Annotated in this window: 7 protein-coding genes; 4 read left to right on the forward strand and 3 right to left on the reverse strand. The window is 68.6% G+C overall.

Going from position 1 to position 14,629, the window contains the following annotated elements; translation table 11 throughout:
• The first annotated feature begins 77 nt into the window (after positions 1–77).
• The 4 genes from C882_RS12075 to C882_RS12090 all read left to right on the forward strand — a co-directional run bounded on the left by C882_RS12075 (position 78) and on the right by C882_RS12090 (position 6,537).
• Complete coding sequence (locus C882_RS12075) at positions 78–2,657, forward strand: ATP-binding protein (RefSeq protein ID WP_152415315.1); 2,580 nt, start codon at positions 78–80, stop codon at positions 2,655–2,657.
• Positions 2,654–3,013, forward strand: coding sequence for a response regulator (locus C882_RS12080; RefSeq protein ID WP_009540893.1), 360 nt, complete (start codon positions 2,654–2,656; stop codon positions 3,011–3,013). The genes C882_RS12075 and C882_RS12080 overlap by 4 nt, the downstream gene beginning before the upstream one ends.
• A 200-nt stretch (positions 3,014–3,213) precedes the next feature.
• Complete coding sequence (locus C882_RS12085; RefSeq protein ID WP_009540894.1) at positions 3,214–4,194, forward strand: zinc transporter ZntB; 981 nt, start codon at positions 3,214–3,216, stop codon at positions 4,192–4,194.
• Positions 4,195–4,383: 189 nt separating this feature from the next.
• The gene (locus C882_RS12090; protein ID WP_160166790.1) at positions 4,384–6,537 is read left to right on the forward strand and encodes a mechanosensitive ion channel domain-containing protein; all 2,154 of its coding nucleotides are present in this window, start codon (positions 4,384–4,386) and stop codon (positions 6,535–6,537) included.
• Positions 6,538–6,544: 7 nt separating this feature from the next.
• Here the strand turns inward: C882_RS12090 and C882_RS12095 are convergent, their stop codons facing one another.
• The 3 genes from C882_RS12095 to C882_RS23245 form a co-directional block, all read right to left on the reverse strand.
• Positions 6,545–7,423, reverse strand: coding sequence for a diguanylate cyclase (locus C882_RS12095; protein WP_009540896.1), 879 nt, complete (start codon positions 7,421–7,423; stop codon positions 6,545–6,547).
• Between the two features lie 11 nt (positions 7,424–7,434).
• Positions 7,435–11,835 (reverse strand): PAS domain S-box protein, encoded by a 4,401-nt coding sequence (locus tag C882_RS23240; RefSeq protein ID WP_152415316.1) that lies wholly within the window; start codon positions 11,833–11,835, stop codon positions 7,435–7,437.
• Positions 11,836–11,981: 146 nt separating this feature from the next.
• The gene (locus tag C882_RS23245) at positions 11,982–14,627 is read right to left on the reverse strand and encodes a PAS domain-containing sensor histidine kinase (RefSeq protein WP_083875829.1); all 2,646 of its coding nucleotides are present in this window, start codon (positions 14,625–14,627) and stop codon (positions 11,982–11,984) included.
• Positions 14,628–14,629 lie beyond the last annotated feature (2 nt).

Below are 14,629 nucleotides of genomic sequence, written 5' to 3' on the forward strand. Positions count from 1 at the left end.
GCGGCCTATTTTTCAAGGGACCTTCCGACGGGAGCTTCTCGTTGTAACCCCGTGGCGGGGCGGAAAGGAGAAAGCGTTTGACAACGCTTCTGTGGCACCTCTTGGGGTTCAAGGAGTCGGTTTGCGTTCGTCAGGTGGAACTGAGCGCCACCAATGACGAGCACCAGCTTCGCGAAAAGCTGGCGCGCATCGTCATGGACGAGATGTACCAGTTCGTCGCCCTGCTCGATCGCAACGGCAGACTGCTGGATGTCAATCGCGCCGCGCTCGAAGGGGCGGGCATGCGCCTCGATGACCTCAAGGGAAAGCCGTTCTGGGAAGCACGATGGTGGCGGGTGTCGACCGCGATCATGAACGACCAGCGCGAGGCCTGCCGACGCGCGGCCGATGGCGCGTTCGTGCGCTATGACGTGGAAGTCTACGGCGAGGCGGCGGGCGAGGACACCATCATCATCGACTACTCGCTCGTGCCGGTGACCGACCAGAGCGGCGCCGTGGTCTTCCTGCTGGCCGAGGGCCGCAATATCTCCGAGAAGAAGCGCGCCGAGGCCGAGGTCGCCCGCAAGAACCAGGAGCTTGAACTCCTGCTGGCCCGCATCCGCGAACTGGATGAGGTGAAAAGCCAGTTTTTCGCCAACGTCAGCCATGAACTGCGGACCCCGCTCGCCCTCATGCTGGGACCGACGGAACGCATGCTGCAAAGCGGCTCGTTGACGCAGGCCGAGCACCGCGACATCGAGGTCATCCGCAAGAACGCGTTCATGCTGCTCAAACATGTGAACGACCTGCTCGATGTTGCCAAACTGGACGCCGGCCAGATGGGGGTCGACTACCAGGACACCGACCTCGCCGCCCTGGTGCGCAGCATGGCCGGCCATTTCGAGGCCCTGGCGCCAGAGCGCTCCATCCGCTTCCTGGTCCGCGCGCCCGACAGCCTGCCGGCCCAGGTCGACGGCGCGAAGATTGAGCGCGTCGTGCTCAACCTGCTTTCCAACGCCTTCAAGTTCACGCCGACCGGCGGACGCATCGTCTGTTCGGTGGAGCAGCCCGATGACCGGTCTGCGGTGATTTCGGTGCAGGACAGTGGACCTGGCGTGCCACTGGACATGCGGGGAACCATTTTCGAACGGTTCCGCCAGGCCGACGGCGGCGCCACGCGGCAAAGCGGCGGCACCGGACTCGGCTTGGCCGTCACCAAGGAATTCGCCGAGCTGCACGGCGGCACCATCTCGGTCGCGGACGCTCCCGCCGGTGGCGCCCTCTTCCAGGTCAGCCTGCCGCTGAGCGCGCCGGAGGGAACCGTCGTCAGGCCGGCCGACGGGGATGAAGACGACACCGCAGCGGCGGCAGCACTGAACTCCACGGTGGCCGGAATGCTCGGCCAACTCGACGAGGTTCAGCAGGAGCTTGAGGCTCCGAGCCGGGTCCCGGAGCGGTCCGGGGCTCCATTGGTGCTGGTCGTGGAGGACAATGCCGACTTGCGCCGGTTCATGGTCGAAACCCTGCACCGACGGTTCGACCTGAAGGTCGCGGCCGATGGACGCCAGGGGCTGGAGATGGCGCGGACGCACCATCCAGACGTCATCCTCACCGACATCATGATGCCTCACATGTCCGGCGACCAGATGGTCGAGGCCATCCGCCGGGACCCGGCGCTGGCCGACACACCCGTCCTGGTGCTATCGGCCAAGGCCGACGACGCCCTGCGCATCAGGCTGCTGGCCCGGGGCGCCCAGGATTACGTGGTCAAGCCCTTCTCGCCAGAGGAGTTGACGGCGCGGGTTTCCAACCTTGCCGACGTCAAGCGCGCGCGCGACGTGCTGCGGAGCGAATTGAATTCCAGGCAGCGCAACATCGAGACCCTGGCCAAGGACCTCGCGGCGCGGACGCGGGACCTCGCCCGCGCCCTTGACGAGGCCCGGGTCGCCCGTCAACAGGCCGAGACGGCGGCTTCGGTAAAGAGCCGGTTTCTCGGCATGGCGTCTCATGAGCTGCGCTCTCCCTTGCAGATCTTCGCGCTCTACCTGGAGGTGCTCAAGCGCAGCCCGGCCGCGACGGAGGGTGCCACGGCCAAGGCGGTTGCCAATCTGTCCCATGCATCGCAACGGATGACCGACATCGTCAATACGATCCTCGAGCAGAGCGCGGTGGAAAGCGGGAAGATCAATGTCAGTCCCGAAGCGGTTGACCTGCGGGCCTTGATGGCGGACGTGGTGGCCGACGCCGGCGAACGCGCGGTCGCCCGAGGCCAGACCATCGTGCTGGAGCCGGGCGACGCGGCAATCGTGGACACGGACCGCAAGCTCATGCGCCTGGTGCTGGTCAACCTGATCGAAAACGCCATCAAGCACGCCGACAGCGGCACCGTCACGATCGCCATCGCCGATTCGGGAGCCGAAGTGCGCTGCACGGTCGCCGATCCCGGCCCCGGCATCGCCGCCGCCAACCAGACCCTCATCTTTCAGCCGTTCGAGCAGCTCGGCGACGTGCGCCGCAAGCACACACCGGGTGTCGGGCTCGGGCTTTCGTTGGTAAAGAGCTTGCTGGAAGCCCTGGGCGGATGGGTCGAGCTTGATTCGGAGCCCGGCCGCGGCAGCCGGTTCACGGCGGTCCTTCCGCGAACGGCAAGGGACGGCAAGGCTGGAAGCGCAGGATGACGAAACGGGTTCTTGTGGTCGAAGACGACGTCATAATGCGCCAGGGGTTCGTGGCGGTCCTGGAGATGGAGGGCTTCGAGGTGCGGGAGGCGGCCGACGGCAGCGATGCCCTTGACATGCTGGGCCATTGGCGGCCCGACGTCATCCTGCTCGACCTGATGATGCCGGTGATGACCGGATGGGACTTCCGCCAGGCCCAACTGCAGAACACCGACATCGCCGGCATTCCCGTCATCGTGGTTTCCGGCTGCGCGGGGTCCGAGCGCGAAGTCGCGGCACTGAAGCCGGCAGGGCACCTTCAGAAGCCGGCATCCCTCAATGCAATGGTGGAAAAAATCCGGTCGGTCTTCGCCTAGCTGACGAATCGTCCGCCCAGGCGATAGAGTGACCACGCCAGACGCGCCGGGCGCTCCCGGGGCGTCGGTGTCCGGCGCGACCGCGCGGGCGGGACAAGCCGCCTTTCGCGCCGGTTAGTGGTGCCGTGGTCGCCGCGAAGGGCAAAGGCCCCGAAGCGGCGCCATGGCACCGGTGTGGTGTGACCAACTGGAGATGAAGAGTGACAGACGTGCAACACGCCCTGATCCACGCCTGGACCTTAAGCGGCGACGGCGGCGGCCGGCGGCTTGAGGCGGCGGACCTGGCGCGGGCGCTGCATGATCGGGCGGCGCCGCTGTGGCTGCACCTGGACCGCTCGGCCCCCGGCCTTGCCGCCTGGCTGACGGAGGTGGCGGCGGTGCCCGAAGCTGCTGTGCGGGCCCTGCTGGCCGAGGACACCCGGCCGCGGTTCGAGCCCTGGGGCGAGGCCGCACTCGTGAACCTGCGGGGCGTGAACCTCAATCCCGGCGCGTCTCCAGAGGACATGCTGTCGCTGCGCCTGTGGGTGACGGACAGCCTTGTCATCAGCTTCCGCCGTTATCCCATCATGGCGGTGCGCGACATGGACGCGCGCCTGGAATCCGGCCACGGGCCGTGCGGGGTCGGCCAGTTCGTCGCCATGGTCGCCGAGGGACTGACCGCGCGGATGGCGCCGTTCCTGAGCACCATCGACGACGAGATCGAGGCGCTGGAAGACCTGTTGGAAGCGCGCGAACAGGCCGACGGTTTCACGAGCCTGCGGCCGACGCGCCGGCGGGCGGGCATTTTGCGGCGCTTTCTCAGCCCGCAGCAGTCGGCAGTCGCGCGCATTGCAGAGACCCCCGCCGGCTGGCTGACGGACACCGACCGCATCTCCCTGCGGCAGACGGCAGACGATGTCCTGCGCTTCGTCGAGGACCTGGACAGCGTGCGCGAGCGGGCGACGTTCCTGATGGACGCCCTGGACCAGCAGCAGGCCGAGCGCACCAACCGGACCATGTACCTGCTGACGGTCGTCGCCGGGATCTTCCTGCCGCTGGGCTTCCTGACCGGTCTGCTGGGCATCAACGTCGGCGGGATGCCCGGCACCGACAGCGACGCGGCGTTCTGGATCGTCTGCGGCCTGCTGACCGTGGTGGTCATGCTGGAGGTCTTGATCTTCCGTCGCAAGCGATGGATTTGACAGGAGCCGCATGATCCGGTCGAGTAGAACCGGACGTATAGCGTTCGCCGTATTGCATGTCATGCACACCTTGTTCAGCCTGGGTGTCCCGTCCCGGGCCCCGCCACCGATCCGACACCACGGAGCATCTTGACCGTGCCGTTCCTACTCCGCCCCCTTCGCCTCCTTATGCCTCTTTTCGCCCTTCTCATGCTCAGCCTTCCGGCGCCGGCCTTCGCCCAGGAGGCCGAACCCGCGCCACCACCGGCCTATTCCACCCTTGCCGACGTGCTGGAGGACGAAACGGCGCGGCGGGCGCTGATCGAGGACCTGCGGCGCCTTGCCGCCCCGGCGGTCGAGGAGGCCGCCGAAGCGGCGGCGGCGCCTGATCCATCGCTGGCGCGCCAGATCGCCACCATGACCAAGGGCATTGCCGAGCAGGTCATCGTGCAGGCCCAGGGCGTCTGGACCGGCCTGACCGAGATGTTCAACGGCGGCGGCCGCGACCTGGCGCAGCTGAGCGAGTGGGCGGCCAACCTGGCCATCGTGATCGCCACGGTGCTGGTGCTGTTCTTCGTGCTGCGCCGGGCCGTCCGGCCCGCCTACGCCCGCGCGGACCGCTGGGTCATGGCGCAGCAGGAGGGGGAGCGGCGCTGGGTTCACCGCATCATCGCCATCGGCGGAACGGCGCTGCTGGACCTCGTAGTGGTGCTGGTCGCCTGGGTCGGCGGCTACGTTCTGGCGCTGACCTGGCTGGGCACGGCCGGGCGCATGGAAACGGCGCAGTCCCTGTTCCTCAACGCCTTTCTCATCATCGAGATCGTCAAGCTGGGCATGCGCGGCCTGTTCGCCTCGCGCTACCAGGGCCTGCGCATCCTGCCCCTGCCGGCCGAGGACGCGGCGATCTGGAACATCCTGCTGGCGCGCCTGGTCGGGCTGATCGGCTACGGCATGCTGTTCGTCTCGCCCGTCGTCACCGCCCAGATCAGTTGGGGCGCCGGGCGTGCCGTCGCCGTGCTGGTGATGCTGCTGGCGTTCCTCTACGCCCTGACCGGCATCCTGGCCCAGCGCAAGCGGGTGCGCGACGCGCTGACGGCACGGGCGGGGAATGCCAAGAGCGGCTTCACCGGCGCCGCCATCCGGCTTCTGGCCCGCACCTGGCACGTCTTCGCCATCCTGTACTTCGCCGCACTTGCGCTGGTGACCATCGTGCGGCCGGGCGACGCCCTGCCCTTCATGGCCTCGGCCACCTTCCAGACCCTGGCGGCGGTCGCCGGCGGCTTCGTGGCCTACGCCATTCTGGAGCGGCTCATCATGCTGGGCGTGCGCGTCCCGGAGGAGACCCGACGCCGCCTGCCGCAGCTTGAAAGGCGCCTGAACACCTATATTCCCACCGGCCTGCGCGTGGTGCGCACGGTCGTGGTCGTCGTCGTCCTGGCGCTGATCGCCGCGGCGTGGGAGGTCTGGGACGTGGCGGCCTGGATGGCGTCGGAGCGCGGATCGGTGGTGCTGTCCGCCGCCATCGACATCGCAGTCATCGTCGTCCTGGCGGCGGCGGTCTGGATCGCCGTGGCATCGTGGGTGGAGCACCGGCTCAGCCCCGAAACCGGCACCGGCGAGCCGGGGGCGCGCGAGAAGACGCTGCTCGCCATCTTCCGCAACGCCTTTTCCATCGTGCTCATCACCATGACGGCGATGATCGTGATGTCGGAAATGGGCATCGACATCGGCCCCCTCATCGCCGGCGCCGGCGTGCTGGGCCTCGCCATCGGCTTCGGCTCGCAGAAGCTGGTGCAGGACATCATCACGGGCGTGTTCATCCAGCTTGAGAACGCCATCAACACCGGCGACGTCGTCACCGTCGGCGGCATCTCCGGCACCGTGGAGAAGCTGACCATCCGCTCCATCGGCATCCGCGACCTGGCGGGCTCGTACCACATCATCCCGTTCTCGTCGGTCGACCTGGTGACCAACTTCATGCGCGACTTCGCCTTCCATGTGGGCGAGTACGGCATCGCCTACCGCGAGAACGTCGACGACGCCATCGAGCGCCTGAAGGAAGCGTTCGAGGAGCTGCGCGCCAACCCCGACAACGCGCCCCTGATCCTGGACGACCTGGAGGTCAGCGGCGTCGTCGCCCTGGCCGACAGCTCGGTGAACATCCGCGTGCGCATCAAGACGGCGCCGGGTTCGCAGTGGGCCATCGGCCGGGCCTACAACAAGCTGGTGAAGCAGCACTTCGACGCTGCCGGCATCGAGATCCCGTTCCCGCACATGACCCTGTACTTCGGCCAGGACAAGGACGGCAGCGCGCCGCCCGTGCCGCTGCCGCAGCCCGTGATTCAGGGAAAGGCCGCGGAGTAGCCGTTCCTCAGGCGGCCGCCACCACCCGGTCGCGGCCGCCTTCCTTGGCCTGGTAGAGCGCACCGTCGGCGCGGCGCAGCAGGCTGTCGGGCGTGTCGCCGGCGAAGGTGGCCAGGCCGGCGGAGGTCGTGAAGCCGAAAGTCTCGGCATCCGCCGTCACCCGTGCAGCCGCCACGGCCGCCCGCAGCCGTTCGGCCAGGACGGCGGCGCCGTCGGCGCCGGTTTCCGGCAGCAGCACGGCGAATTCCTCGCCCCCCAGGCGGCCAAGGCTGTCGGTGTCCCGCAGGTGGTCGCGCAGCGTGTCGGCGAAGACCACCAGCGCCTGGTCCCCGGCGGCATGGCCGCGGGTGTCGTTGATGCGCTTGAAGTGGTCGATGTCGAGCATCAGTACGGCGAACTCATGCCCGTAGCGGCCGGCGCGCTGCGTCTCCTTCTCCAACCGCGCCATGTAGGCCCGGCGGTTGAGGGCGCCGGTCAGCGTGTCGGTGGTCGCCAGCCGTTCCAGGTCCAGGTGCTGGCGGCGCAGGGCGAGCATGTTGCGCACCCGCGCGCGCAGTTCCACCTCGTCCAGCGGCTTGCGCAGGAAGTCCGTCGCTCCCGCCTCGAAGGCCTGATACAGCACCTGCTTCTGGTCGTCGGCGGTGACCATCAGGACCGGGATGAAATCGTCCGGCCGCGCCTCGCGCAGCGCCCGTACCAGTTCCACGCCGTCCATGTCCGGCATGACGTAGTCGGTGACGACCAGGTCCGGCGCCTGATCGCGGCATGCCTCCAGCGCCTGCGGCCCGCTCTCGACCACCTCGGTCTCCACGCCCGGCAGGTCGGCCAGCAGGGCCTGCAACAGCATGGCGTTGGGCAGCATGTCGTCGACGATGAGAACCTTCATGACCTGTCCCCTCATTCCCTCTCCGCGGCCTGGTTCACGGTGATCCGCTCGCGTACCGCCGCCGCCGTGGCACCGGCCGCAGGGCGCAGGGCGGCGGCAGCGGCCTTTGCATCCGACAGCGCCCCGGCGCGGGCGGCGGCTTCGATCTGCTCCGCCAGATGGGCGACCCGCCGCGCCCCGAACTGCGCGGCCATGCCCTTCAGCCCGTGTGCCGCGCGCCGGGCGGCCTCGGCGTCGTCCGCCTGCACGGCGTCTACGACGGACGCGGCCGTGGGCTCCAGACGCTGCGCCACGGCGTCGAGCATGCGAACGACCATGGCTTCGCCCACCTGCGCCTCCAGCCGTACCAGGACATCGTCGTCCAGCGTGACCGCCTCGGCCAAGTCAGCTTCGGCTTCGGCTTCGGACGGCGGACCGCCCGCAGGCGGACCCTCCGATGCGGCCGGCGCAATGGATCGGCCGCCGGCAAGGCGGTCGACGGTATCGGACAGCCGCTGCCAGTCGATGGGCTTGGTCAGGTAGTCGTCCAGCCCCGCCGCCAGGTACCGTTCGCGGTCCGACGACAGAAGGTCCGCCGTCAGCGCCACGATGGGGAGCCCGCATGCGGGCTCCGGCAGGGCGCGGATGGCGCGGGTCGCTTCGGGGCCGTCCATTACCGGCATCTGCATGTCCATGAGCACGATGTCGTAGGGCTGGTCCGCCGCCACCGCGTCCCTCACCGCCGCCAACGCTGCGGCACCGTCCTCGGCCGCATCCACGGCGTGTCCCATCCGGCCGAGCCCGGTGGTCAGAAGCAGGCGGTTGGTCTCGTTGTCCTCGGCGACCAGGACGCGGACCGGATGCCCGGACGCGCGTTCCGGTGTGGCGGCAGGCAGGCCGGCGCGGGCCTCCCGCGCCGCCGCACGCCGGACGTCACCCGCCTCCATGTGGATGGTAAAGGTGAAGGTCGTGCCGTGGCCCGGCCTGGTCACCATGCCGATCTCGCCGCCCATGGCTTCCACCAGACGCTTGCAGATGACGAGCCCCAGCCCCGTCCCGCCGTAGCGGCGGGTGGTGGAGGCGTCGGCCTGGGTGAAGGGCTGGAACAGGCGCGCCTGCTGGTCGGCCGTCATGCCGATGCCGGTGTCGCGCACGGCGAAGGACAGCCAGACCCCCGTCGCGTCCTCGGTGGCCGAGGTCAGGTCCACCTCCACCGTCCCGCGCTCGGTGAACTTCACGGCGTTGCCGACCAGGTTGAGCAGGATCTGGCGCAGGCGCGTCGGGTCGCCGCGCACGGCCTCGGGCGCCGCCTCAAGCGCCTGCCAGCGCAGCAGGAGGCCCTTCTCCGACGCCTTGACGTTGAGAAGCTGGACCACGTCCTCCATGATCTCGGTCGGCCGGAAGTCGATCTCCTCCAGCACCAGTTGCCCGGCCTCGATCTTCGAGAAGTCCAGCACGTCGTTGAGCAGCGTCAGAAGCGTGTCGGCCGATCGCTTGAGCGTGCTGACGAAGCGATGCCCCTCGCCCGGCAACTCGGTGGCCATCAGCAGATCCGCCATGCCCAGGATGCCGGTCATGGGCGTGCGCAGCTCGTGGCTCATGACCGCCAGGAACTGCGACTTCGCCTGATTGGCGGCCTCCGCCTGCTGGCGCGCGACCTCCAGCGCGTCGGCCAGGTCGGCCATTTCGGAGGCGCGTTCCTCGGCGACGGCGCGGCTGTATTCCAGTTCCTGACGCGCGGTGACGGTATCGGTAATGTCCACCAGCGTCACCTGAAGGCTGCGCTCGCCCCGCCAGGTGACGGCGCGGACCATGGCTTCCAGCCACAGGGTCCCGCCGCCGGCGTGCTGGGCACGCAGCGGCAGGGTTCGCACGTCGGTGGCGCCCCGCAGAACCGGCTCCAGGGCGTTCAGAACAGTCCGCCGGTCCTCGGCCGGCACGAAGTGTGCCACCCGCGGCAGGTCGGCCGGGCGCGCGTCTTCGGACAGGCCGAACAGGCGCAGGAACGACCGGTTGGCGAACTGGATGCGCATGCCGCGCGACAGGATCAGGATGCCCTCGATGGAGCCTTCCACGAGGTCGCGGAACTGCGCCTCCTTCTCCCGCAGGTTGGCCTCGGTTCGCACGCGGCGGCTGATGTCGCGGACCAGTCCGGTGAACAGCGTGCCGTCCGGCGCCTCCACCACGCTGACGGCCAGTTCGAGCGGGAAGCGGGTGCCGTCGCTGCGCACGCCCTCCACCTGCCGCACGCGACCGATGATGCCGGGTGCGCCGCCCGCCATGAAGGCGGCAAGGTAGCCGTCGTGGTGCCGGGCGACCTCGTCGGGCATGAGCATGTTGACGTTGCGCCCGATCATGGCATTGCGCGACCAGCCGAAGATGGTCTCCGTCGCCGGATTGACCGAGCGGATGATGCCGGATGAGTCGATGGTGACGATGCCGTCGACGGCGTTGTCGAGGATGGCCTGCAACTGCCGCTCATGCGTGATGATGGCGTCCTGGGCCAGGCGTTCCTCGGTGATGTCCACGATCACGCCGTTGAACAGCACCTCGTCCTCGGCAGCGCCCGAGATGCACCGCGACATGCCGCGCCACCAGCGCACCGAGCCGCCGGGCAGCAGGAAACGCCCCTCGAAGCGCCAGTCGCCGCGGGCGGCCACGGCGCCGGCGATGCTCTCCATCAACGGCTGGAAATCGTCGGGATGCACCGGCAGCGTCCGCCAGTCCGCCATCAGGGTCTCGGGCGCCACGCCGCACAAGTTGACGGACTGCGGGCTGACATAGCGCAGGCCGTGGTCGCCGTTCGCCCGGTGGTACCACTGGTAGATCATGCCCGGCACGTTGGCGGCCATGTCGCGGAACCGGGCTTCGCTGGCGCGCAGGGCGTCCTCGGTGCGCTTGAGGTCGGTGATGTCGGTGTGGGCCCCGATCATCCGCACCACCGCTCCCGTCTCGTCCTTTTCATGCACGGCGCGGCTGAGGACGAAGACGATGTGCCCGTCCTTGTGGCGGAACCGCTGCACCATCTCGAAAACGGGAACGCGGCCCGCGTTGTAGTCCTCCACCAGCCGCAGGGCGGCATCCCGGTCCTCTGGCAGGATGACCTGCTTCCACATGGCCAGCGTGTTGGCCAGTTCGTCGTCCTCGTACCCCAGCTGCTGCTTCCAGCGCGGCGAGAACCACAGCTGGCCGTGGCGCATGTCCCATTCCCAGATGCCGTCGTTGGTGGCCGCGGCGGCCAGGCGGAACCGCCGTTCGGTCATCGAAAGGGTGGTCAGCGCGTCCTCGAAGGCGTCGGCCGCGCGGTTGAGGTCGGCCACCTCGTCGCGTTCGCGCACGCCGGCGGCCTCCCCCGCTCCCTCCACCGTCCGCGACAGGCGCCGCAGCCGATCGCTGAGCAGCGACAACGGCCCCGCGACCCGGCGGTCGAACTGGCGGATAAGCAGAAGCGTCAGCAGCAGGTATGCCACCAGGGCCCCCACCTCGGTCATCAGGTCGCGCAGGGCGTGGCGCCGGTCAGCCCGGGCCACCGCCTCCGACCGCGCCGCCGCGGCCGCCACCACGGCGCCGATGGCATCGAGACCGGCGACGATGACCGGCGTGGCCTCGTCGACGGTCGCCGGCATGGGACGGCCGAAGCGGATCGCCTCCGCGATGCCGTCGAGCAGCGGCCGCAGCGCGTCGCCGTAGGCGGTCTCCAGGGTGTCGAGCGGCTCCTGCAGCGCCGCGACACCGATGGCGGATTGCCGGATGGTGCGCCACTGCATGGCGGCCGCGCCGGTCAGTTCCGCCATGGTGCGGGCCGTCTCGATGGAATAGGCCGCGGGCGTCGCCAGGACCGATGTGGCGCGGCTGCTTTCCAGTCCGGCGGTGATGCGCATGCGCACGGCCGCCAGCTTGATGGTGGTCAGCCGGGCGAACTCCGCCCCGTCCACCTCGGCGACGGCCAGACGCTCGGCCGTGAAGGCTTCCAGTGCCTCGATGGCGGCGGTGACGGCCTCCAGCCACTGCCCTGCAAGATCGGCGGCGGACTCGTCCTGCCGGGCCAGCGCTTCATCGACCCGCCGGCGCAGGTCCTCCAGCGTCGCCAGCGCGCGCCGTACGCTCGCGGTGTCGGCGTCGCCGTTCAGCGCGATCAGGGATGGCCGAATCGTCTCGTCGGCGGCTTGCCGGGTGTCGCCGATCCGGCCCAGCCAACGGGCGCGCTCCTCACCCTGCGTGCGCAGCGCCAGGTTCGTCACCCCCCGCTCGAAGGCCAAAAGCTGGATGCCCTCCAGCAGGGCATCGGCAATCAGCAGCTGCTCGGCCACCGTCCTGGCCTGAGCCAATTCGTTGTAGGACCGCACGAGGTCGCGCGTCAGCAAGGCTCCCGTGACCGTTGCCATGAGAACCAGCACGCTGAGCATGAGCTTTCGGATGCGGAAAGACTTCAAGAGGACCTGCTTCGCGACGCGCCGGATATCTTACGAAGTATACGCACTTCTTTTGCACAGCGCTTTCGCAAAGTGCCGGAACCTCGGTAGGACGGCGCGGAATGAGGGGCGCACACAGATCTTACGACGGCCACCCCGCGAGAGGATCAACCGCTGTTTGCGGCGGCGGAGGTGGGAAAGAGCACGTAGAAGGTGCTGCCGTGGCCCTCGCCGGCGGAGTCGACCCAGATGCGTCCGCCATGGCGGTCCATGATGCGGCGGCAGACGGCCAGCCCGACACCGCTCCCCTCGTACTCCTCGGCCTGGTGAAGGCGCTGGAAAACCTTGAACAGGCGCGGAGCCTGCCGCGGATCGATCCCGATGCCGTTGTCGGCAATGGCCAATTCCGTCCCGTCCGGACGTTTCCGGGCGGTGATCGTGATGTGCGGCCGGCGGTCGGGCGGGCAGTATTTCAGGGCGTTGCCGATCAGGTTCTGGAACAGCCGCACACCTTCATTCCGGCTGGCCTGGATGGTGGGCCAGTCCTCCGGCAGATCAATCAGGGCGCCCCGCTCCTCGACGGAAACCGCCAGGAACCGGATCGCTTCGGCCACCAGTTCGCCGCTGTCGACGGGGCCGATGGGTTCGCCCATGCGGCCGACGCGGGAATATTCCAGAAGGGCCACCAGCATCTGGTCCATGCGCTGGGCGCCGTCCTTGACGTAGCCCATGAACTCCTTCGCCCGCTCGGGCAGGCTGTCGCCGACCCGGCGTTCGATGAGCTGGGTGTAGCTGTTGATCATGCGGAGCGGCTGGCGCAGATCGTGCGACGCGGCGTAGGCGAACTGCTCCAGTTCCTCGTTCGAGCGCCGGAGCGCCTCTTCCATGGCCTTGCGGTCGGTGATGTCCTCCTTGACGCCCAGGAAACTGTCGACTTCGCCGTCGTCGCCAATCACGGGGGCGATGGTCGCCAGTTCCCAGAACAGGGTGCCGTCCTTGCGGCGGTTGTGGAACTCGCCGGACCATGTCTCGCCGGCGAGGATGGTGTCCCACAAGGTCTGGTATTCCTCCGCCGACGTGTGGCCTGACTTCAGGAACCTGGGGTTCCGGCCCTTGACCTCGTCCAGCGTATAGCCGGTGACGGCTTCGAAGGTGTGGTTGACGTATTCGATGTCGCCCCGGCAGTCCGTGAGGACCACCGACACAGGGCTCTGCTCCACCGCCTGCGAGAGCTTTTTCAGGCGGGCCTGCTGTTCCCGCATCTGCGTGACGTCCCGGAACACCACCACGGCGCCGCGCGCCGCGCCTGGCTCGTCGAAGATGGGGGTGGCGACGAAGTCGACCGACAGGCGGCTGCCGTCGCGGCACCAGAAGGCATCGTTTTCGACGCGGGTCGATACCCCGTTCGAAAACGCCGCGCAGGTCGGACACTCCGTCTCGGGATAGGGCGCCCCGTCACTGCGCTGATAGTGGAAGGTCGCATGGGCATGGCGGCCCACAAGCTGGGAACAGTCGTAGCCCAGGATCGCGCAGGCGGCCCTGTTGATGAAGGTGATGGTGCCGGTGTTGTCGACGCCGAAAATACCTTCCCCCGCCGCGTCCAGGACGTCGCGGTTGAGCCGCAGAATCCGCGCCAGCGTCGCCTCGCGCTCTTTGCGCTCGGTGATGTCCAGATGGGTGCCGGAGACGCGCAGGGGACGGCCGTCGGCGCCCCATTCCACTACCTTGCCCTTGTCGTGGATCCACACCCAATGGCCGTCCTTGTGCCGGACGCGGCATTCGCAGGAATAGGTGTCGACCTCCCGCGCGAAGACCTGTTCGAGCGCTGCCGCACTCTTCGGCGCATCATCGGGGTGCACCAGGCTTTCCCAGGTCTTGATGCTGATCGGCTCCAGCTCGGCCAGCGTGTACCCGCACATCTCGGCCCAGCGGTCGTTGAACTCCGTCTCGCCGGTCTCGACATTCCATTCCCAGGTTCCGGCGCCGGTGGCCCAGATGATCTCGCGCAGTTTGCGCTCGGACGTCGTCACCTTCGCCTTCTGCCGCAGCAACTCCTGGTGATGACTCTCCAGCGCTTGCCGCGAGGCCCGCGTCATGTCGACCATCTGGTTCGTGAGCGACGCCAGGGCGCGGATTTCCCGCGCGCCCCGCACCGGAATAGCCCGCGACGGCAACCCCGTCGCGTCCCTCTGCCCAACGATGTCGGCCGCGTGCCGGATAGGCCGGACCACCAAGAGGTGCAGTGACAGAAGGACAATGACCACGATGGGCAGCGCCGTCACCAGGCCGATCAGGGCACTGTCCTGGAGCAAGGCCGCGAGCTGTGCCTGGAGGGCCGCGTCCGACATGCAGATGGACAGCGCGCCGAGGGCAGCAGGAGCACCGGGAGGTTGGAGATCGGCGCGATAGATCATCCGGCACTCGGCCATGACGGCGGCATGCCCGGCGTCGGCGGGATCATAATCGACGACGGCGCCGGAAGGCTCCCGCATCCGCCCCACGACATAGGCGGGCTCGCCGACGATGCCCGCCATATTCTCGTCGCGCACCACGATCGCCTTGATGTTCGCCGATGCCATCTCGTTGCCGACAAGGTTGGCGTACTCGTTGACCGCGTAGGCCTGCACATAGGGGGCGACGCTGGCCGCCAGGGCTGCCGCCCGGCGCTCGCCTTCCTCCTCAATGCGTGCGGCGATGCGTTCCCGTCCGGCCATATACTGCCCCGCCGTGTAGATGGATACCGCGGCAACGGCGGTCAGAACCACGGCAAGCCCGACGGCCATGGACAGCGACATATGTCGGACGGCGTTCATGC

Source organism: Caenispirillum salinarum AK4, from assembly GCF_000315795.1.
Lineage (GTDB): Bacteria > Pseudomonadota > Alphaproteobacteria > Rhodospirillales > Rhodospirillaceae > Caenispirillum > Caenispirillum salinarum.